This window comes from Paenibacillus sp. J22R67 (assembly GCF_059692175.1).
On the sequence record NZ_JCAUAX010000004.1, the window covers coordinates 392,519 to 412,784 of the forward strand.

General features: G+C 44.3%; 16 protein-coding genes. 12 read left to right on the top strand and 4 right to left on the bottom strand.

Going from position 1 to position 20,266, the window contains the following annotated elements:
* Positions 1-104: 104 nt before the first annotated feature.
* The 4 genes from AC58VC_RS18055 to map all read left to right on the top strand — a co-directional run bounded on the left by AC58VC_RS18055 (position 105) and on the right by map (position 2,472).
* Positions 105-683 (top strand): LURP-one-related family protein, encoded by a 579-nt coding sequence (locus AC58VC_RS18055; RefSeq protein WP_497370184.1) that lies wholly within the window; start codon positions 105-107, stop codon positions 681-683.
* Positions 684-709: 26 nt separating this feature from the next.
* Positions 710-940 (top strand): hypothetical protein, encoded by a 231-nt coding sequence (locus AC58VC_RS18060; RefSeq protein ID WP_497370185.1) that lies wholly within the window; start codon positions 710-712, stop codon positions 938-940.
* Between the two features lie 177 nt (positions 941-1,117).
* The gene (locus tag AC58VC_RS18065) at positions 1,118-1,720 is read left to right on the top strand and encodes a TetR/AcrR family transcriptional regulator (RefSeq protein ID WP_497370186.1); all 603 of its coding nucleotides are present in this window, start codon (positions 1,118-1,120) and stop codon (positions 1,718-1,720) included.
* Positions 1,721-1,725: 5 nt separating this feature from the next.
* Positions 1,726-2,472 (top strand): type I methionyl aminopeptidase, encoded by a 747-nt coding sequence (gene map / locus AC58VC_RS18070; protein WP_497370187.1) that lies wholly within the window; start codon positions 1,726-1,728, stop codon positions 2,470-2,472.
* 74 nt (positions 2,473-2,546) lie between these two features.
* Here the strand turns inward: map and AC58VC_RS18075 are convergent, their stop codons facing one another.
* The 4 genes from AC58VC_RS18075 to AC58VC_RS18090 form a co-directional block, all read right to left on the bottom strand.
* Positions 2,547-3,710: an S-layer homology domain-containing protein gene (locus AC58VC_RS18075; protein WP_497370188.1), complete on the bottom strand. Its 1,164-nt coding sequence runs from the start codon at positions 3,708-3,710 to the stop codon at positions 2,547-2,549.
* Between the two features lie 117 nt (positions 3,711-3,827).
* A complete protein-coding gene (locus AC58VC_RS18080; RefSeq protein ID WP_497370190.1) occupies positions 3,828-4,271 on the bottom strand; it encodes a carboxymuconolactone decarboxylase family protein in 444 nt (147 codons plus the stop codon).
* Between the two features lie 74 nt (positions 4,272-4,345).
* Positions 4,346-4,639: a hypothetical protein gene (locus AC58VC_RS18085; protein ID WP_497370192.1), complete on the bottom strand. Its 294-nt coding sequence runs from the start codon at positions 4,637-4,639 to the stop codon at positions 4,346-4,348.
* Positions 4,640-4,652: 13 nt separating this feature from the next.
* Positions 4,653-4,874, bottom strand: a complete 222-nt coding sequence (locus AC58VC_RS18090) for a sigma factor (RefSeq protein ID WP_497370193.1) — start codon at positions 4,872-4,874, stop codon at positions 4,653-4,655.
* Positions 4,875-5,321: 447 nt separating this feature from the next.
* Here AC58VC_RS18090 and AC58VC_RS18095 point away from each other — a divergent pair, with 447 nt between their 5' ends.
* The 8 genes from AC58VC_RS18095 (at position 5,322) to AC58VC_RS18130 (ending at position 20,205) form a co-directional block, all read left to right on the top strand.
* Positions 5,322-7,178: an exo-alpha-sialidase gene (locus AC58VC_RS18095; RefSeq protein ID WP_497370584.1), complete on the top strand. Its 1,857-nt coding sequence runs from the start codon at positions 5,322-5,324 to the stop codon at positions 7,176-7,178.
* Positions 7,179-7,192: 14 nt separating this feature from the next.
* Positions 7,193-10,306 (top strand): exo-alpha-sialidase, encoded by a 3,114-nt coding sequence (locus AC58VC_RS18100; RefSeq protein ID WP_497370195.1) that lies wholly within the window; start codon positions 7,193-7,195, stop codon positions 10,304-10,306.
* Positions 10,307-10,630: 324 nt separating this feature from the next.
* On the top strand, positions 10,631-12,259 hold the full coding sequence (locus AC58VC_RS18105) for an extracellular solute-binding protein (protein WP_497370196.1): 1,629 nt from the start codon (positions 10,631-10,633) through the stop codon (positions 12,257-12,259).
* A gap of 92 nt (positions 12,260-12,351) precedes the next feature.
* Positions 12,352-13,263: an ABC transporter permease gene (locus AC58VC_RS18110; RefSeq protein WP_497370197.1), complete on the top strand. Its 912-nt coding sequence runs from the start codon at positions 12,352-12,354 to the stop codon at positions 13,261-13,263.
* Between the two features lie 14 nt (positions 13,264-13,277).
* Positions 13,278-14,153 carry a carbohydrate ABC transporter permease gene (locus AC58VC_RS18115; RefSeq protein ID WP_497370198.1) on the top strand — a complete coding sequence of 292 codons (876 nt, stop codon included), beginning with the start codon at positions 13,278-13,280 and terminating at the stop codon, positions 14,151-14,153.
* A 29-nt stretch (positions 14,154-14,182) separates the two neighbouring features.
* Positions 14,183-16,699 carry an alpha-mannosidase gene (locus AC58VC_RS18120; RefSeq protein ID WP_497370200.1) on the top strand — a complete coding sequence of 839 codons (2,517 nt, stop codon included), beginning with the start codon at positions 14,183-14,185 and terminating at the stop codon, positions 16,697-16,699.
* Entirely contained in the window at positions 16,696-17,625 is a 930-nt protein-coding gene (locus AC58VC_RS18125; protein ID WP_497370201.1) for a dihydrodipicolinate synthase family protein, read from the top strand. Before AC58VC_RS18120 ends, AC58VC_RS18125 begins: the two co-directional genes overlap by 4 nt.
* Positions 17,626-17,868: 243 nt before the next feature.
* Positions 17,869-20,205 carry a helix-turn-helix transcriptional regulator gene (locus tag AC58VC_RS18130; protein ID WP_497370202.1) on the top strand — a complete coding sequence of 779 codons (2,337 nt, stop codon included), beginning with the start codon at positions 17,869-17,871 and terminating at the stop codon, positions 20,203-20,205.
* Positions 20,206-20,266 lie beyond the last annotated feature (61 nt).

Below are 20,266 nucleotides of genomic sequence, written 5' to 3' on the forward strand. Positions count from 1 at the left end.
TAGCTTTTTCGATTCGTCCCCGTGGACAAAAGGAGTTTTGCCTAATTCTGTCGAATTTTAATGAATAAAGAGTCAGTAGAGTTCAGAGTATAGGGGGCGAAGATTTGAATCCGAAATTCAATCATCATAATTTCGTGGTTAGAAAACAGATCCTATCTTTAGTTGGCGCTAAAATCGATATTTTCGATGTGAATGAAAAGCCAATTCTCTTCTCGAAGATGAAAGCCTTCAAGCTGAAGGAAGACATCCGAATATACGGAGATGAAACCATGCAAGATTGTTTGATCAGCATGCAAGCTCGTAGCGTCATTGATTTTTCCTCAGTCTTCGACGTAGTTGATGTTGAAACTGGGATCAAGTTAGGCTCATTGCGACGCAAAGGGATGAAGTCGATCCTCAAGGATGAATGGGCGATCTTGAACCCAAGTGAATCGGTAATCGGATTGATTAAGGAAGATAACGTGCTGCTTGCTCTTTTGCGAAGATTCCTGACGAATTTGATTCCTCAGCATTACCATGTAGAGATGAACGGAACCAAAGTGGCCGAGTTCAAACAAAATTTCAACCCGTTCGTCCAAAAACTAAACCTTGATTTCTCGGCTGACCAGAGCGACAAACTGGATCGCCGCTTGGGCCTTGCCGCCGCGGTGTTACTGATCGCCGTCGAGGGCAATCAGGGATAGAAGTGTTATAGTTAAAGGGGATTAAAATGAACGAAGAAGACGTGAAGCAACGTATTAAGGATTACCAGCAGGCAGTAGGAGTGCATCCTCTTACTTGCGGAAACAACAGTAAACACGAGAAGTTATACCCCAAAGTGCTTGAACAAGGGTTGGTTCTACTTTGCCCTAATTGCACGTATACTCAGACATATATCCCTGATCTCTTTTTCGATGATGGTTTCTATGATTGGCTTCGGGGCATGAAGAACTTGAGTTAAGTTCTAGACTGACAAAAACATGATCTCATTAAAGGCCGCGTAAATCGCGGCTTTTTCGCACTACGGGATAAAGCTATATCTGAACAACAGGCGATTGAAGCACTTGATCGTTACTTCGAAATGATGTATATTATTTTTATATTGACATGACAGTAGGTCTAAAAAAGGAGGGGCGCCATGTCACCACGTACCAAAGAACAAAATGATGCGATCCGAGAGATGCGGATGGACCAAATTATGCAAGCGGCTGCAGAAGTTTATTTGGAGAAGGGCATTCAATTGGAAATACGTGATGTTGCGGTCAAAGCAGAACTCGGCTACGGAACCGTGTATCATTACTACAAAAGTAAGCACATGCTTTTGGAAGATTTACTGTGGGATGCCTTGAATCGAACGGAGTCAGCTGTACTACCCGCTATGACGGGGGACTGCGGCAGTTTGCTTAAAGCAGAGTCGTTCTCCAGGCTGCTCCTCACGAAGTGCATCCAGGATCCTTCTGTATTTATTTTGCTTAAAACGGTTGCGGATAATTTTCATCACTTCCCGGGAAACCGGTTCAGCAAGCTGTTTGGCGACTTTCAGGAACGGATCTATATGCCGTTTGTGGAAATGATTCGTGAAGGAATCGGTTCCAAATCGGCGGAGAAAACAGCTAATCTGATCTTTGGCTCGCTTGTTGGCTACACAGCATTGAACATCCACCACAATATGCGCAGCGAGATGGATGTGGATGGAATCGTCGATATGATTTTTTCAGGCATACAGTCAAAGGGGAGATGAATGGTATGGTTATCCTGAAATCGAGAGCAGAAATTGAAGAAATGAGAAAAGCCGGCCGAATCGTCGCCGCTTTTCATCAAGCAATCGCAGGCATGATCCGGCCAGGTATCACGACGCTCGATATCGAGGCGTTCGCGGTGCAGTTCCTGAAGGAGAATGGCGCCAAGGCTTATACGATAGGCTACAACGGCTATCCATTTGCGACATGTGCGTCTGTCAACGACGTCATTGCACATGGTTTTCCGAACCAGAAGCCACTCAAGGAAGGCGATATCGTCAAAATCGACATCGTCGCGGAAGCGGATGGCTGGATCGGTGATTCCGCATGGTGTTATGCGGTCGGCGAGGTGTCGGAAGAAGCCCGTAAACTGATGCGGGTAACGAAGGAATGCTTATATCTTGGTATTGAAAAAGCTGTTGTCGGCAACCGAATCGGCGATGTGATGCACGCGGTTCAAACCCATGCCGAGCGCAATGGATTCTCGGTAGTGCGCGATCTGCTCGGTCATGGCGTAGGAAGAGAGATGCACGAGGAACCTAATTATACCCACGTCGGGAATCCGGGCAAAGGATTCCGCTTGAAGGAAGGGATGGTTTTTACAATCGAGCCGATGCTAAATGCCGGAAAAGCATTAATGACGATTGATGCCGACGGATGGACCGCCAGAACCGCTGACGGCTCGCTTTCCGCACAGTACGAGCATACGCTCGCCATTACGGCGGATGGCCCGATCATATTGACCGAACAATAGCATTCAAACACAGCAAGGCTGCCGATTGATGTTGCATACGGCAGCCTTGTGTCTGTTTACATATAGATTTTTGATTAAGAAATCGGTTGAATCGGGTTACTCTTTAGAATATCTTCTACTTCTTGGTAGCCTTCCGGGTAGGCAAAATTATAACGCGCCGGAAGCGCAAATACGTATTTGTCATTGCGGACTAGCTCGCTAGGTCCGATTGGAGCTGCGCCGATATGGAATTTTTCCTGCTGGAGCTCATTCCATTGGTCGATGGTAAAGACGAGAATAGGGATATCTTGTCTCGGTTGTTCGGATGTCCATTCGGGATGGCGGATGCTAATCTTCGCACCGCTTTCCACCATGGTCTCAACTTGCGAATCCGCAATGGAAAGACCTTCCCACTTGTCGGTTACAGTCGTGTAACCCTTCCAGCTGTCAGGAAGCGTGAAACGGAAACCGTATTCGGTATTCTCATATACAATCGAATTGGCTTTAACTTGACCCGTTGGATCAACGACTGGTATCATCGGTTGGCTGTTTCCATCTCTTGGCGCATCGCCAGTTGAACCGGATGCCGGAGGTGTCGGATTCTGATTCGAAGCAGAGTGGACGTACTTGAGCGAATTATAAATCATCTCAGCGGCTTGCGCGCGTGTAATATCCGCTTGTGGATGGAAATTGCCATCAGAGTCAAGCGCTGTAATGCCTTTGTAAATAGCGGCTTGGATCGATCCGAGAGCGTCCAGGGTAATTTCGGCCTTGTCTTTGATCTCGATTGGCGGGAGCTTCATCATGTGCATAATAGTGTGGCCTTCGAGCGCAAGGAGCAATTCTTTCGTAAAGGTTTCCTTCGTCCATTTCTGGTTTGGATCAAGGTCAGCATGAAGATCCAACCCATTATTTGCCGCAATAATTAGGCTTTGCGCATACCAAGCATCATTGTCTGCTTTCGCAAAATAGTCGGTTGCTAGGGGCGCTTTAAAAAAACTTATAGCGCTTAGGTTCAGACCTAGCGCCTTAACGATCAATTGAACACCTTGGGAGGCGGTTAATGGTGCATTGGGCTGAAACAGATCGCTGCTGACTCCTGATACGAGACCTTGCGATTGCAGAGAAATAATTTTATCTTTGGCAGCAACCTGCTCCAAATCGGTGAACGTTGAGGCTGCTGCAAAACTTTGACCGGCTAAGGAAAGGGACAAAACGGCAGCTGCGGATAAGCTTATAAGCTTTTTTAGGGAATTCAAGTTCTATCACCTCGTTGAGTTTTTACCTTCAATATCTCAGACGATTGACAGGCTGGAATTGTTGCATGGTTTACAATAGAAACAAACGAGACGTCCTAATGGACGTCTCGCAGTCTTTTACACACAACCAGGGAACATACCCGTAGCAATTGCAATCCGGTTCCAGGCATTAATCGTATTAATTGCCATAATGAGAGTCACATACTCCTGCTCATTAAAATGCTCCCGAACACGCTCATATGTGCCATCAGGAACTCCCTGCACGGAAATGGTCGTTACAAGTTCGGTAAGTTCCAATGCTGCGCGTTCGCGGTCCGAATAGATCGGAGATTCGCGCCATACGCTAATCAAATGGATACGCTGATCCGTTTCCCCTAGACTGCTCATTTTCTGGGTATGCATGTCAAGGCAATACGCGCAGCCATTGATTTGCGATGCTCTGATTTTGATGAATTCGTATAAGACAGGATCCAGGCCGCTTTCTTTGATGAAACCTTCCAGTTTATACATGGTTTGCATAGCTTCTGGGTTAGCTTTGCTATGATGAAATCTTACTTCCATCTGTATCTCCTCCATATCAGTAAATTGTCGATCGCACATAGGACAAATAAAGAGGGACTTTTGTGACACATGGATTAAAAATTTAATTTCTCCAGTTTTTCCGGATTCACATACAGATAAACTTCCTGTGCTTGCTCACTTTCTGCATGCCAATTAAAACATATGAGATAGGCAGGTTTCCCCTGCTGCTTAAGTAAAAGACCGGCTTGACCGTTGATAGTCAGCGGACGCCACTCTCCACGCAGCGATCCTTTGGCCACTATACCCGTGAAGAAAGCAAAGATTCGCTCTTTGCCCAGAATTGGCCGAATAGCCGCCCTTCGTTTTCCTCCACCATCTGAAACTAGCACAGCATCTTCCCTTAACATAGTAACGAACGCGTTAAAATCCTTGGCCGAAGCCCTGAATCTGCGGTTCCGGCAGCCAGGGGCCAATATAGAGCTCCCTCTGTTTGCACGCAGATTGCAGTTCGTTTAAACAGCGGTTGGTCACCATTTTAACTAAATACGATTTCATATTAATAATGTGCTCAGTGTCCATTGTTTGCAGTGAAATAAACATATCCTGCATCATGTCTTCCGCATCGGAAACAGAGCCAAGCATCCGGTAGGCAACTGAAAACAGCAGTTTTTTTTAAGTCCAATAATATTGTTCCATTGGCAGGTGTTTGTCCCTTGCTCCGTATTTTTAGTAACTGCATCTATGATTTATTCATACCATAACGCTCTTAAACCTGTAAAGACTGGTATGCAAAAGGACGCCTATAACACTATAGCGACTTTTTGCATCATAGCGGAGAAATGAATCATGGTCCAAATAGCGGAGAAACGGAACTTTTAACGCCAATTTGGCTATTCAAATGGTCGAAAACGGTGTGCTATGCTCCTCATGTAAGACAAACCAATGACATGGGAGGCTTTATTCTATGAAATGAAAATTGGGGAAGTTGATTGACAGATTAATTATATAAACGCATACAAAAGTGAAAAAGAAGCATTAAAGGGTAGCTTTTATTAACAATATGAAAGGACGTGACCCCGTTTGAAGAAGATGAAACATGTAACCCTACTATTAGTTTTCGTGTTAATTTTCAGCATGTTTAATGCAGTAGTTGCGGATGCGGCAGCGCCTCAGGGCATTAGTCATTCTGCAATGATGCCCGTCGACAAGATTGCGAATCACGGTTCCACGATGGTAGAACTGCCAGATGGCACACTCTTCTCTGTATGGTTTAACGGAAATGGAGAAAGAGATGGAAATTTAACCAAACTAATCGGTTCTCGCTCGAAAGACGGCGGGAAAACCTGGACTGAACCATTCGTTGTGTATGATACTTGGGATTTCCCAGATAACAACCCGGTTCTATTCGTAGATAGTCAACAAAGGTTATGGTTGTTCTACGGTGTTATTTACAATGGCCAATGGGTATCTACGCAAACTAAATTTATGTACGCCGACATGGGCAACTATGAATATGCCGTTCGTAGTGGCGGCAACGCGAAGTGGCACTATCCACAGCCCATGTACACCAATGTTGGTGAAGGTATGTTTGGCGAGGGCAAATACTCAAATGGACAGTGGACCTATGGGATTAAGGGTGCTGACATTAAGTTTGTAAATCCAAGTTCTGTGACTGCTGCAACGTACCTGGACCCGTCACAGTATGTACCAGTCACTACAAGGTTTGGCGGCGGGACTCGTTTTATAACAGATCGTTTTGTTGTCCAAATGAGAAATAAGTATAAGGAGTACGTTTCATACTTGAATGCTGCGAAGCCTTACGACGATGTGTATGCGGGCAGAACAGATGAAATCGTCACCATGCTTACCACGGGAGTCTCCGTAAAAGAGCCGTCAATTATTAAAAATTCAATTGAACGTTCTTCTGGAGCAGACAATGATGTCAATACATGGGGACCTATCTACCGCAGACTTGGATGGCAAACTAAAAATAAACCGATTGAAGTCACACTTGCAGATGGCGTCACCAAAAGATTAATTTTGCCTTTGTATTCAGATTCATTAGCGAATTCGGTTTGCGCGTACACCGATGATCACGGCATCACTTGGAAGTTTAGCGACCCTATTGTAGGATCAGGTACAATTCAAGGCTCGCTGATTCAAAAAAATGATGGCACGATTCGCGGTTACTTTAGAAGCGGTAAGTTAGATGGCAGAAACGGACGCATGGCGTGGCACACGACATACTCGGAGTCAACGGATTACGGAGTTACGTGGACTGTTCCAAAAGTCGATCCTTATTTGAAAAATGACGGTGGCTTTGAACTTTCCAAGCTGCCAAATGGCGACTGGTTGTTAGCGTCGAATCAAGAAACCGCACGCAGTGTTGTTAAGCCAAAGCAAGATGGCAATAGAAATTCTTTCAGTTTATTGCGTTCTTCGGATGAAGGATTGACTTGGAAGTCGATCATGATGAAGGATGGCATGAATAATGGTGAGAGCTATGAATATCCATCGGTTCTCGTTGATAGGGCTGGGAATGCTCTGCTGAATTATACCTATAAAATTCCTGCATCAGGTGGTGAAGACAGAACGATTGGCTTCTCTAAAATTGCAAACAGCGAGATTGGGACGTTGTTTGATTCTGTTATAACAGCAACTTACGGTGCTGGAAGCTCGCCGTCTTTTGACAGTGTGACCATGTTGCCAACTATTGAGTTGAAAGTAGGAGACACTACACAACTGACTTACAATCTAACGATAGGCGGACAATCGTCCAATGCAGCAATCGATACACTGACATTGACTTCAGACATGCCTGCTGTCGCTACGAATAACCCCACAACAGGTATCGTAAATGCAATAGCACCAGGAACTGCCATGATAACTGCGGTCAGCAATAAATACGGAACCATTTATAAATTCATCGTTAATGTTACCCAATGAAAGGAGTCATGCAGATGAATAGTAAATTCAAGCTACTAGTTTCAATGACTGTTTGTATAGCGATTTCTGCAACAAGTCTAATTCCTGCTTTGGCTGCTAGTACGGGAACATTCAACATGTCCGAGCAAGCGGTAAGTATTTTTAATCCAATTAAAGATAATGGTGCTACAGGCGACCACGTACACGGCTCCAGTATTGTAGAATTGCCAAGCGGAGAGTTGTTGTGTGTATGGTTCCAGGGAAATGGCGAACGCGATGCAACAACGACACGGATTATGGGAGCACGTTCAACGGATGGCGGAAAAACATGGATGAAGCCGTTCGAAGTAACTGATGCGCAAGATATCGCTGATATTAATCCTGTCGTATACGTGGATTCCGGCGAACGTCTGTGGTTTTTCTGGTATCCCGTATTGGCGGGCAGATGGCAAACTTCCCAGCCCAGATATGCTTATGCCGAGAAAGGCAGCTATGAGCTTGAAGAGGTTGGAAACAAAGCGCCGAATTGGACATTTTCAGAGAATGTTGGGATTAAACTCGGTAAAAACATTGGCGGTGTAGTCGATCCGAAAAGCACGGACGATCATATCAGTCTGTCGATCGATGATAGAGCAGGAGCAGCATCAAGACCTTCTTGGGCGACAACACCGCTTGTAGCGCGCCAGGAGTTAGCCAAAGGTTTCGTGAATACGGTAAAAGCCAAGCTTGATGAGCAAAAAGAGTATCTGTTCAAACCAGTGGCAGATGGCGGAGCCGGTATGAGTCGGAAGATAAATGAAGCCGAATTTGATGGTTTGGTTACACAGACCATGCAGTTAATTGGCGGCGACCCGACCAAATATCTGTATGCTCCGACAGTAGCGGATACAATTACTGAACCTCGTTCCGGTTATCCATACGCCCGTCGACTCGGCTGGCAAACCAAAGATAAGCCGTTTGCAGTCGATTTAGGCAACGGGAAAGTTCGTTTGCTGCTGCCTCTGTATTCGGACATGTTGGAAATGAGCATAATGGCTTTCACAGAGTATGAGCCTTCCAAACCTCTTGCGGATAACTCAGTTCGTTGGGAGATGAGTGAGCCCATTGTAGGTGTCGCCAACATTCAGGCCACGATGGCACAAAGAACAGACGGCACGATTGTGGCTTATATGCGAGACAATGGTCCAAGACCTTATCGTGTAGTGGCATCGGAGTCTAAAGACAAAGGATTGACATGGTCAACGGTCAAGGATGTTCCAGAACTACAGGACCCGGGTGTAGGGCACGACCTTTTGCAGCTTAAGAATGGCAATTGGGCATTCGTTCACGTAGATACGGAATCGAACCGGAACACGTTGGCTGTCGCACTTTCGGATGATGAAGGAAAAACGTGGAAATACAGAAGGCATCTTGCCCTGGATACAAGAAGCAGTGTGGGCAGCTACCATTATCCGGCCATCACTCAAGCACATAATGGGGATATTCTGATCAGCTTCAGCCGGTTCTTCTCGTCGTTGGATATGGACTCTGCCAACCAATCTTTGGGTGGTTATAAGAATATTGCATTTGCGAGAGTTACCGAGGACTGGATTAAGCAAGGTGATACGGTAAACATAATCAGGGAATATGAAAGCATCGATCGTGAAATTGCAGTTCCTGCCTCTTTCAACATCAGTATGGCATCCGATAGTGCGATCAAGGCCCTTTTCCCAGCTACAATTAAAGCCTATACCTCCTATAAACCGGGGGCAGAGAATGGTGTTCTTCCTTCTGTTGATCTGCCAGTGAATTGGGATGTTGCTGCTATTAAAGCGAACTATAAACTGAATACTTTCATTAGCAACCTTACCGGCGTTGTTGATGAGACCAAACTTCCGCTGGGTGTAACAAGCGAGATGCTGCCATTTTTCAAAGCACCTTTGAGAGTGTATCTCTATCATGATCCAAACTCGGTTGCGGCTCAAAGCTTGGCATTAAATAAAACAAATCTTGCTCTGTTCAAGGGGCAGTCTGAAGCATTAATGGCTACCGTGTTCCCTAGTCAAACAACGAATAAGACGGTTCTGTGGAGCTCAAGCGATGCCAATATTGCTACAGTGGATACGAATGGAATTGTCACGGCTGTTAATAAAGGAGCTGCTGTAATTACTGCGAAAACACTTGACGGTAACTTTACTGTGGCAGCTAATGTAGATGTAAGAATACCTGCGGCAAGCGTTATCGTCACACCGGGCGAAGTCACGCTTCAAAAAGGTCAATCAAGTGCTTTGACAGCAGCTATAACGCCAGATGATTCTAATATTAAATCAATCAATTGGAGTTCAAGTGATGAGAAAGTTGCTTCGGTGAATGATAAAGGGGAAGTTACAGCCCTGAGTGTTGGTAACGCAATTATTACTGCAAAAGTGATTGACGGAAGCAACGTAGCGTCTGGAACAGCAGTCGTCAAAGTACTAGGAAGCAGCGTCGGTGGCAGCAGTAACAGTGGCGGGAGTGGCACTGGCAGCAGCAACTCAACGACTCCGCCTCAAGTGCCGCCTGTAACTGAGCAGCCTCCTGTTAATCCACCAACGAAGGAGCCAGAGACAACTCCAAAATCTGTATTTAAAGATGTCAATGACAACTATTTATGGGCTCAAGAAGCCATCGAAGAGTTGTCAAGCAAAGGAATCGTCAACGGCACCTCAGAGATGACCTTCTCGCCTGAGAGAAATATTTCGCGAGCCGACTTTATGACAATGGTTGTCAGGGCGCTTAAGCTGAAGGCGGACATCAGCAGTAACTTTGATGATGTGAATAAAGACGATTACTATTATGAAGCTCTAGGCATTAGTAAAGCTTTGGGGATTGCAGAAGGGGCTGGCGGTAACACGTTTCATCCACTTGGGGAAATTAGCAGACAAGATTTGATGGTGCTTGTTACCAGAGCTCTCCAAAAGGCAGGCAAGTTGTTGCCAAAAGGTAACATAGATGAACTAAATGCCTTTAAGGATGCCTCTAGCATTGCGGAGTACGCCAAAGAAAGCGTGGCTTTACTCGTGGAAGCGGGTATTATTGAAGGCAGTGACAGCTTGATAAATCCGGAAGGCAAAGCAACAAGAGCAGAAGTGGCAACCATCGTTTATAGAGTTTTAAAAATGTTGAAATAATATCGAGTTTTGCAAGAGGGTGTCCTAGGCTTGGTTGGGGACATCCTTTTTTTGTGCAGCGGGAGATGCGTGGGCAACTGACTGTCCCGACCCGTTCCGTGGAAACCACCTTGGGCGCAATCGACGCCGTCCTGTTCCCGCCCGCGAGCTCTTGCTACCTTTACCGTGCTTTACGACTATTTGCATCATAGCGGAGAAATGAATCATCGCACCATAAGCGGAAAAACGGCACTTTAAACGCCGAATTGGACGTTCATCTGTGCGAAAATGGTGTGCTATGATCTTTCGTGTAAGGCAATCCAATTACATGGGAGGATTTATTCGATGAAATCAAAAAAGGGGATTATGGCAGTAACTGGCTCATTGCTTGTGCTATCAAGTGTGCTTAGCGGTTGTGGAAGCAGTTCAACCACTTCACCGACTTCAACTAATAATTCTTCGACTCCGGCAACTACAGCCGGTGCGGCAAGCACACAAGCAGCGGCCCAACCACTATCGCTGACTTGGATGAGGTACGAACACCCTTCGCAAGCTATTGTGGCTAATTCCAAAGCCGTTCAGGAAATTGCAAAGCGCAAAAATGTCAAACTAAATCTCCAAAGTGTCCCTCAAAGCAACTACGATGATAAGAAGAAAACGTTGATCGCAACGAATACACTGCCTGATGTTATGCTCGTCAAACAAGATGATATTCAGAACTTTGCCGACACGGGAACCTTTCTTGATTTGACTCCTTATTTGGACAAAATGCCTAATCTGAAGAAAGTCATTTCCCAGCAGCCAGAAATCAATAAAAACAAAATTGACGGGAAACTTTATGGATTCCCGCTTGTAGCAAATTGGCAGGGGGTTGGCGGCCAGCTTTCGATGATCCGTATGGATGTGCTTGACAAGCTAGGTTTGAAAAAGCCGACGACTTACGACGAATTATATCAAGTGATGAAGAAAATGAAAGAAGCGAATCCGGACTCCTATCCGTTCACGGCTCGAGCTGCCAACGGGCTTACAGGGACAGAAAATCTAATCAATCCCATATCGTTCGCATTTGGAAGCGGATACACAACGTTTAACGGTACGAAGGTCTATTACGAGCCGAAAGATAAGACTTACAAATTCGGTCCAGCGATGCCAGAGTTTAAAGAGGCTATTACATGGTTGAATAAACTGTACAAAGAAAAGCTGCTTGATCCGGATTATGCTACGGCTACATCGCAAATTTGGCAAGAGAAGCTAAACTCGGGCAAATCCTTCTATTTCCAAGATAATAATGGTTTCGCCAGCACGTTTAACATTAATCTGCAGAAGAAGGATCCGAACGCGAAGTTTGATATGTTGGATACGATGGCAACACCAAGCGGCGCTAAGCGCAACCTTATCTACGCACTTGGCCACTTGTCGGAATCGTACGTCATTAATGCCAAAGTAAAGAATCCTGAACAGGTTGTTCAGTTCATGGATTGGTTCTATTCCCAAGAGGGAATCGAGGTTACAAACTTCGGTAACAAAGGGGAAGATTTCACTGGTGAAAATGGCGATTACAAATTAACAGATGCTGTTGTGAGCAAGTACAAGGACAGACAGCCGAGCGCGTTTTATGCGCTGCAATCGGAGTATGGCACAGGCTACCTGGGATTTGGTCTGAATAATGACGATCATGCTGGATTGCCGTTTAATACGAAGGAATGGGTAGATTGGAACACGAAAGCTTCCAAAGGTTTGGCTGCAGGCGAAAATGTTCAATTCGTTAATGACCCGCCATTTACCAAAGAAGAGCGTGAGAAGCTGAAACAAATCCGTACGCAGCTTGACGCTTACCTGGCTCAAAACATGGATAAATTCATTGTGACAGACGGTGCCCTCAAGGATTGGGATAATTTCGTCAAACAACTCAAAGCTAAAGGGGCAGATGATATCGTCAAAATCTATAATGATGCCTTAGCCCGCGTGAAATAAGGCGCAAAGTTCCGTTCATATCGTAGGAGGGCAGGTTGCTAAGGCATATCTGGCAGCCTGTCCCATTATTTTCCGGGAAGGAGTGGAGATCGTTGACACCAGCTGTTGAGATTAAAAAGAACATTCGCAAGAGCATGCCCTTGTATCTCATGTTTTTATTACCTTTTGTGTATTTTGTTATCTTTCATTATGCACCGATGGTTGGGAATCTCATGGCATTTGAAGATTATTCCATCGTCAAGGGTTTCTTTCATAGCCCTTGGGCAGGGACGAAGTATTTCCGCCAATTTCTGACGGATCCGTATTTTTGGCAAGTGGTTCGCAACACCGTACTAATCAACTTGTATTCTCTCGTTTTTTATTTCCCCTCATCACTCATATTCGCATTGTTGTTAAATGAGCTGCAGCAAAAAGTTTTCAAAAAGTTTATTCAAAGTATCACGTATATTCCGCATTTTTTGTCTACCGTAGTAGTCGTAGGTATGCTGGTTAACTTTCTCTCTATCGATGGGCTTATTAATGAAGTAGTTAAGCTTTTTGGCGGGGAAGCGAAGACATTCATGTCCATGCCTCAGTGGTTCCGAACCATTTATGTCGGCTCCGAAATCTGGCAAGGCATTGGTTGGAACTCCATTATTTATTTGGCGGCATTGACTACGATCGATCCACAACTCTATGAGGCTGCAACGATGGATGGGGCAAATCGATGGCGTAAATTATTGCACATTACACTGCCTGGAATTTCAACCGTTGTTACGATTATGCTGCTTTTAACGTTGGGCAAAATGCTCTCGGTCGGATTTGAGAAAATTTTATTACTGTACAGCGGTCCCACTTTTGAAACGGCAGACGTTATCCAAACGTTTGTTTATCGCCGAGGGCTGATTGACAGTGACTTTAGCTTCGCTGCGGCTGTAGGTATTTTCCAATCCGTACTGGCCTTTGCGCTTGTTATTTCAGCGAATCAAATATCCAAAAAATTGAATGGATCCAGGTTGTTCTAGCAGGAGGAATTGAGATGCGACTTCGTAACTTTACTTTTTTCGATACGATTAACCTGATTTTTATGCTGCTTATGATCTTTATTACTTTGTATCCTCTTTATTATATGGGTATTATTTCCATTAGCTCTGGATCATCGGTTAGCAGTGGTGAAGTATTTTGGCGACCTATAGAGATTAATTTTAAAGCTTATAATGTCATCTTTAATGATCCTGCGATTGTGCGCTCCTATGGAAATACCATCTTCTATACGGTCGGTGGTGTACTTGTTAATTTGGTAATGACGGCTCTTTGCGCATATCCTTTGTCCCGTAAGCATATGTATGGACGTTCTGTTCTTGCTTTGTTTGTTGTATTCACCATGTTCTTCGACGGTGGTCTTATCCCGCGGTATATGGTGGTTCATGCATTAGGAATGGTCAATACGATCTGGGCTATATTAATTCCGACTGCGATCAATGTTTTCAATATGATTCTTATGAGAACATTTTTTGAAGATATTCCAGAAGCGCTGCACGAGTCTGCGATTATGGACGGCGCTGGAGAATTTCGAGTTTTCACCAAAATTGTGCTGCCGCTCTCTTTACCTGTAATGGCGACCATGTTTCTTTTTTACGCAGTGGCACACTGGAACAGTTTCTTTCCAGCACTTATTTATTTAAATGAGAAGAATTTGTACCCGATGCAAATCATCTTGCGTAATATCGTCATTTCGGGAGATATGGCTACACAATCCGCACAGCTTGGGGCGGCGGAAGCAGGGATGGCCGTCATGACGGAAAATATTAAGTATGCCTGTGTTTTCGTTGCCATCTTGCCCGTGCTTGTCATTTATCCGTTTGTGCAAAAATACTTTGTACAAGGGGCAATGCTGGGTTCTGTGAAAGGGTAAAGATTTCTCATAAGGGGGATGAAATTGCTGTGGAAACGAAGCTTCATTTAATAGGAAATGCCCACTTGGATCCGGTTTGGCTTTGGCGCTGGCAAGAGGGATATGCGGAGATTAAAGCGACTTTTCGTTCTGCGTTGGATCGATTGAATGAGTACCCTGATTTTGTATTTACTTGTGCTTGCGCGGCGTACTACAAATGGGTGGAAGAGAATGCTCCTGAGATGTTTGCTGAAATTAAGCAGCGTGTTGCCGAAGGACGCTGGGTCATCACTGGCGGTTGGTGGATACAACCGGACTGCAATTTGCCGTCTGGCGAATCGTTCGCACGTCACAGTTTATATGGGCAACGCTATTTTATGGGAAAATTCGGAGTGCTGGCGCGGGTTGGATACAACGTGGATTCGTTCGGTCACCACGGCATGATGCCTCAGCTCTTGAAACAAGGCGGGATGGACTACTACGTATTTATGCGGCCAGGAGCACACGAGAAGACGCTGCCGCACGATTTATTCTGGTGGGAATCAGAAGATGGCAGCCGCGTGATGACATTCAGGCTAGCTGACAGTTACGGTAATTGGGCGAGCAATGGCATGGAAGATAAGATGAGTAGTCACAGAGCTATGGCAGTTGCAAGCGGGCATGCGTTCATGTCATTCTATGGTGTTGGCAATCATGGCGGGGGACCGACTATTCAGAATCTCGAACTTATCCATAAGCTCCAAGAACGACCGGACATGGAAGGCATCCAGCTTAGTTCTCCCAATCGATATTTCTCTGAAATGAAGCAGATGAATCCGGATATTCCCGTAATTAAGGATGAAATGCAGATGCATGCGATTGGTTGTTATTCCACACACTCGGAATCCAAAGCGGCGAACCGCAAAATAGAGCATCAGATGCTTACTGCTGAGAAAATGTCTTCCTTGGCTAATTTGATGCGAGGGTTACCGTATCCAATGGAAGCGCTTAATCGCGCGTGGGAGAACGTCATGTTTAATCATTTTCATGATATTATGGGCGGCTGCAGTATTAAGGAAGCTTTTGACGATGTCCGCGATTTTTACGGAGAAGCATTTAGTATAGGAGCAAAAGCAATTAATGCTGCTCTTCAGAAGATATCCTGGTCAATAAATACGATGAAACCGGGGATTAAATCACTAAACAAAGAGAAGGACTGGCAGCTCTGGGAGCAAGATGATCTAGGGTCACCTCTTGTGGTGTTTAACCCCTTAGCGTGGGAAGTTGAGGCACCGATTGTAATCAACAAGAAGCTGGCTGGAGTGACAGATGCTGCAGGCAGTCCGCTGCCGATTCAAACCGTTAGGGCATCTCGAACAAATACAAGTGATAAATGGGACACCTTCATTAAGGGGAAAATCCCGGCTTTTGGTTACCACGTATTTTGGGTATATCGTGACAAAGCTTTCGATATCGTACAGCCAACTAATGCCGTCAGGGCAGAGGGGTGTTTGCTGGAAAATAGTCAGTTAGGCATTGAGCTTGATCCGACTACGGGGTATATCCGTCGTGTGACTGACAAGCTGAATGGCGGCAGAGAAGTACTAGCCGGCGACGGTGCGGTGCCCATTGTCTTGGATGAGACTCACAGCGATACATGGGGGCACGGTCTTACGCACTATCGTGATGAGCTGGGGCAATTTGGAAACGCTGAATTGAAAGTGCTTGAGAATGGACCGCTGCGAGCGACGATAAGGGTAACTAGCTATTATGGAACTTCTGTGCTTCGTCAGGATATCAGCTTAGTGCATGACAGCTCGGATGTGCATGTCAAGGTAAAGCTGGACTGGAGAGAACAGCACAAGATGCTGAAGCTTGCCTTCCCCGTGAATGTGGAGCAGCCACGTGCCGTGTTTGAAATTCCGTACGGCTACCTGGAACGTCCTGCTAATGGAAATGAAGTGCCTGGACAAATGTGGGTGAATGTATCAGGCAACAAGCCAGGTGCTGGTGCGACGGATAACATGGAGCCAGCTACGTTCGGTCTTTCTTTGATTAACGATGCCAAATATGGATACGATGTGCAAGCTAATGAACTGAGGATGACAATGGTACGAAGTCCGATTTATGCCGACCATTTTGGCGAACGTGATGAACAGGTGGAATTTATGGACCAAGGTGTACAGGAATTCGCTTATGTACTCTCACCTCACAGCGGTACTTGGCAAAACAGCGGAGTTGTACGTAAAGCCTACGAATTACATAATCCGCTGCTGCATGTATGGGAAACGTATCATGAAGGGGATTTGCCTCAAATTTCGGAGGGGATTTCTATCTCGTCAGATCATGTTATTGCTGTGGTCTTTAAACCGGCAGAAGAAGGAAATGGATGGATTCTCCGCTGCCAGGAGACTTACGGGAGAGAAGTAGAGGCAGAGCTATGCTTGCCGGTCTTAAACCGCAGTTGGCGGAGCACCTTTGGCAGATGTGAGATCAAAACTTTTTTCATACCTTCCATACTGCAAGATCCGATTGAGGAAGTGAATTTTATAGAAATGAAACCTATAGAGGAGAGAGAGATTAAATGAAGATTAACAACCCTAACGGCGTATGGCCGACAATGATTACCTTATACAAGGAGTCTGGAGAAATAGATTTTGATGCGATGGGACGTATGGTTGAGTGGTTTATTCAAAACAAAGTGGACGGCTTATTTGCTGTCTGTCAGTCAAGTGAGATGTTTTTCTTGAGCTTGGAAGAGCGTGTGGATCTTGCCTCTTTTGTCGTGGAGAAGGCAGCGGGAAGGGTTCCCGTCATTGCGTCGGGACACATCTCTCACTCGATTGAAGACCAAGTTCGAGAATTGACTGCAATATCAGAAACTGGAGTTGAGGCAGTTATCCTGATTTCGAACCGATTGGCCGACGAGGATGAGTCAGATGAGGTGTGGAAGGATAACGCTCAGAAGCTTATTGAACAACTGCCGGAGCATATTGCGCTTGGCATCTATGAATGCCCATTTCCCTATAAGCGATTGTTAACACCATCGGTATTGAAATGGTGCGCGGATACCGGAAGATTTTTCTTCCTGAAGGATACCTCGTGTGATATCGAAATGATCAAAGAAAAGTTGGAAGTGACGAAAGGAACTTCCTTAAAGCTGTTTAATGCCAATACAGCTACCCTCTTGGAAACACTGAAACTAGGTGTTAATGGTTACAGTGGAGTTATGGCCAACTTTCATCCAGATCTGTATGCTTGGCTTCTGAGTAATTGGGAGAAGCAGCCTGAAGAAGCGCAGCATTTGAGCGATTTGCTGAGTGTAGCTTCATTTATTGAGCGGCAACTCTATCCGATTAACGCCAAATATTATCAAATGAAGGAGGGTATCAGTTCAAATTATCACTCGCGTGCGCGAAATCATGACGAGTTTACGGCTACGAATAAACTGGAAGTCGATAAGTTATATCGTCTTTCCAAGGAGTTATCTAAGCAATTTTCATGCCATCATTGACGCATAAGCAGGAAGCACAATACCGTGCATCCTGCTTATCCTTTTATGTTCACCTAATGGATGTCTCTAATTCTTTTGTCCAATGCTCTCCCTGTAGACACAGAACCCACTCCTCCAAACCTATTTGTCCCTGAGCCGGGGAATTTTTTGGCTGTAGAAGAAGGATTCATGTAGAAAAATTAGAATACTAGTAATTGAAACCGCTTACTAAAATGGGAGAGCGTTCATAATGGGGGAGTAAACTTGAATTGGAGACAGCTGAAGCAAACGTTGAATAAAAATAGACTATTCTTTAAGATTCTTCTTTATTTCCTTTCTTTACTGATTCCAATTGTCATCCTTGGAGTCATAGCCTATTTCAATGCGAATCAATTAATTAAGAAGGATGTCTCTGGGAAACTTACGGATAATTTGGCTGCATCCTCTAAGACCATTGATATCTATTTAGGTATGGCACAGTCAACCAACAACAGCTTACTGCTTAGTGATACGATTCAACAATATTTGCGACCGTATTCCTTACTAACGGATGAAGAGAAAATTAAGTTGCCGTCCATTGTGAGATCAATTGCGGGCAATCGGAATACGATAAGTCACTTTGTCGACAATATCTTTCTATTTGTGGATGATCAGCGTGTTTATTTTAGTGATGGCATGGTTGACTTTGACGTGTTCTTTGACACATTTTATAAATTTGATGGTTACAATAAAGATTTCTGGCGACAACAATTACACGAAAGCAGCTTGTTCGAATTACTGACACCAACGCGAGTGGCTAACCCAAATATGAATACGAACCGTGATGTCATTCCCAGTGTGACAACCCAATATTTAAATGGACATTTGGCAACGATGGTGACAACCATATCTATCCCTACGATCGTTACTACGCTGCAAAATAACTCCATTTACTCGACCACCAAATATATCGTCATGGATAAAGATAATCAGATCATATTGCGAAGCAGCGGTTTAGATGATAGTGAAAAGGAGCAGATTGTTGCTCGTTTTTCTAAGGAAAAATCAAGTAACGGAGCGCTTAACATCGGTCAAGAGCAGAACTGGATTGTTCAAACAACCTCCGAATATGGGTGGAAGTATTATTCGATTACGCCGGTAAGCTCTTTTAACCAGGAGTCTTCAAGCATTTTTAGTTTGATCATTTGGATCTGCATCAGTTTAATCATCATTGGCATCGCTTTTTCTTCCATATTTAGTGTTCGACTCTACAACCCAATCAAAAATATTAGAGATATTTTACAAAAAACAGAACGAATAGAGGAAGGAAACCAAGAAACTCCACGCAGCGGCGAACTTCAAAGGATTGGCAATAGCGTCAGTCAATTGATCCAGCAGCATAAGGATGCGAACATTAAAATTCATACCTTTTCAGAGGAAATTCTCGAGCAGTTTTTCACGAATTTAATTAAAGGGGTTCGAGGGGGGCAGCCTTACGCTGTTAACCAGATACTAAAAGAAATTGATTTTCATACAGGTAACTATTTATGCTGCTGTTTTGTGTTTATGTTCAGGGATAAATTTTATCATGACATTCTGGAAGCCGATCGCTTATTAATTTTTGAAAAGATGAAGAATGTGCTTTGGGGAACTATGAAAAAATATGTGAATTGTTATTTGGTGGAATATGAGCCCTACTTATATGTTTGCATGGTTAATTTGAAAAGTGAGGCAGACCGTGGACAACTAGAACAAGCTTTAGAAATGATTAAAATGACTTTTGCCTACGACACCATGTATTGCGAATTAATTATTGGTTTAGGAAAGAAATATGACAAGATTGAAGACTATTCCAAATCTTATAGTGATGCCATTACCGCTATAGATAAGCGAACAGACTCATCCAAGACGGTAATCGTCGATGCCGCACATTTGGATATCGATCAGAATTACTATTATTCCTTTCTTGATGAGACCAAAATCGTAAATAAGCTGAAGTCAGGTGATAGGGAAGGCTTAAGGGTAGAACTGGAAGGGATTATTGGTTTGAATAAAGCAAGAGGGGTTTCTTATCACTTTCTAGGGGCTTTACTTGTGGAGTTCTTCCATACAGGTAATCGCTATTTGACAGAAAAAGGACTTCGGATGAATGACTTTCTTGCGGATAATGAGCATGATTTTTTGAGTCAAAAGGAGCTTTTGCCGACTGAGTTTGATGCAAGACTGAAAATGATCTTTGAGTTTTACGACAAAATGATCACAGAAACGTTGTATAAACCTGAAAGTAAATCAGGAACTGTCGTTTCACTTATTACCGCTTATATTGAGAAGCATTATGAAAAGGATTTATATCTGGAGGTTATTGCAAACGAGATCGGGCTGTCCGCCAAGTATGTGTCTAGGATGTTCAAAGAGACGACAGGGACTAATATTTCGGACTATATCAGCTTAATTCGGATTGCAAAAGCGAAAGAATTGTTGGCCCATACGGATATGAAGATTAGTGATATTGCAGATCAGATCGGCATTTTCAGCCGCACAACCTTTTTGCGTTTATTCAAAAAACATGAGGGCATTTCACCGAATGAATATCGACATGTACATGCCATGAAGCAGAAATAGGATGAAAGTGGACGATTACTGCAAGGTGGAAGAATGAATCATGGAGATGCAAGTGGAATAA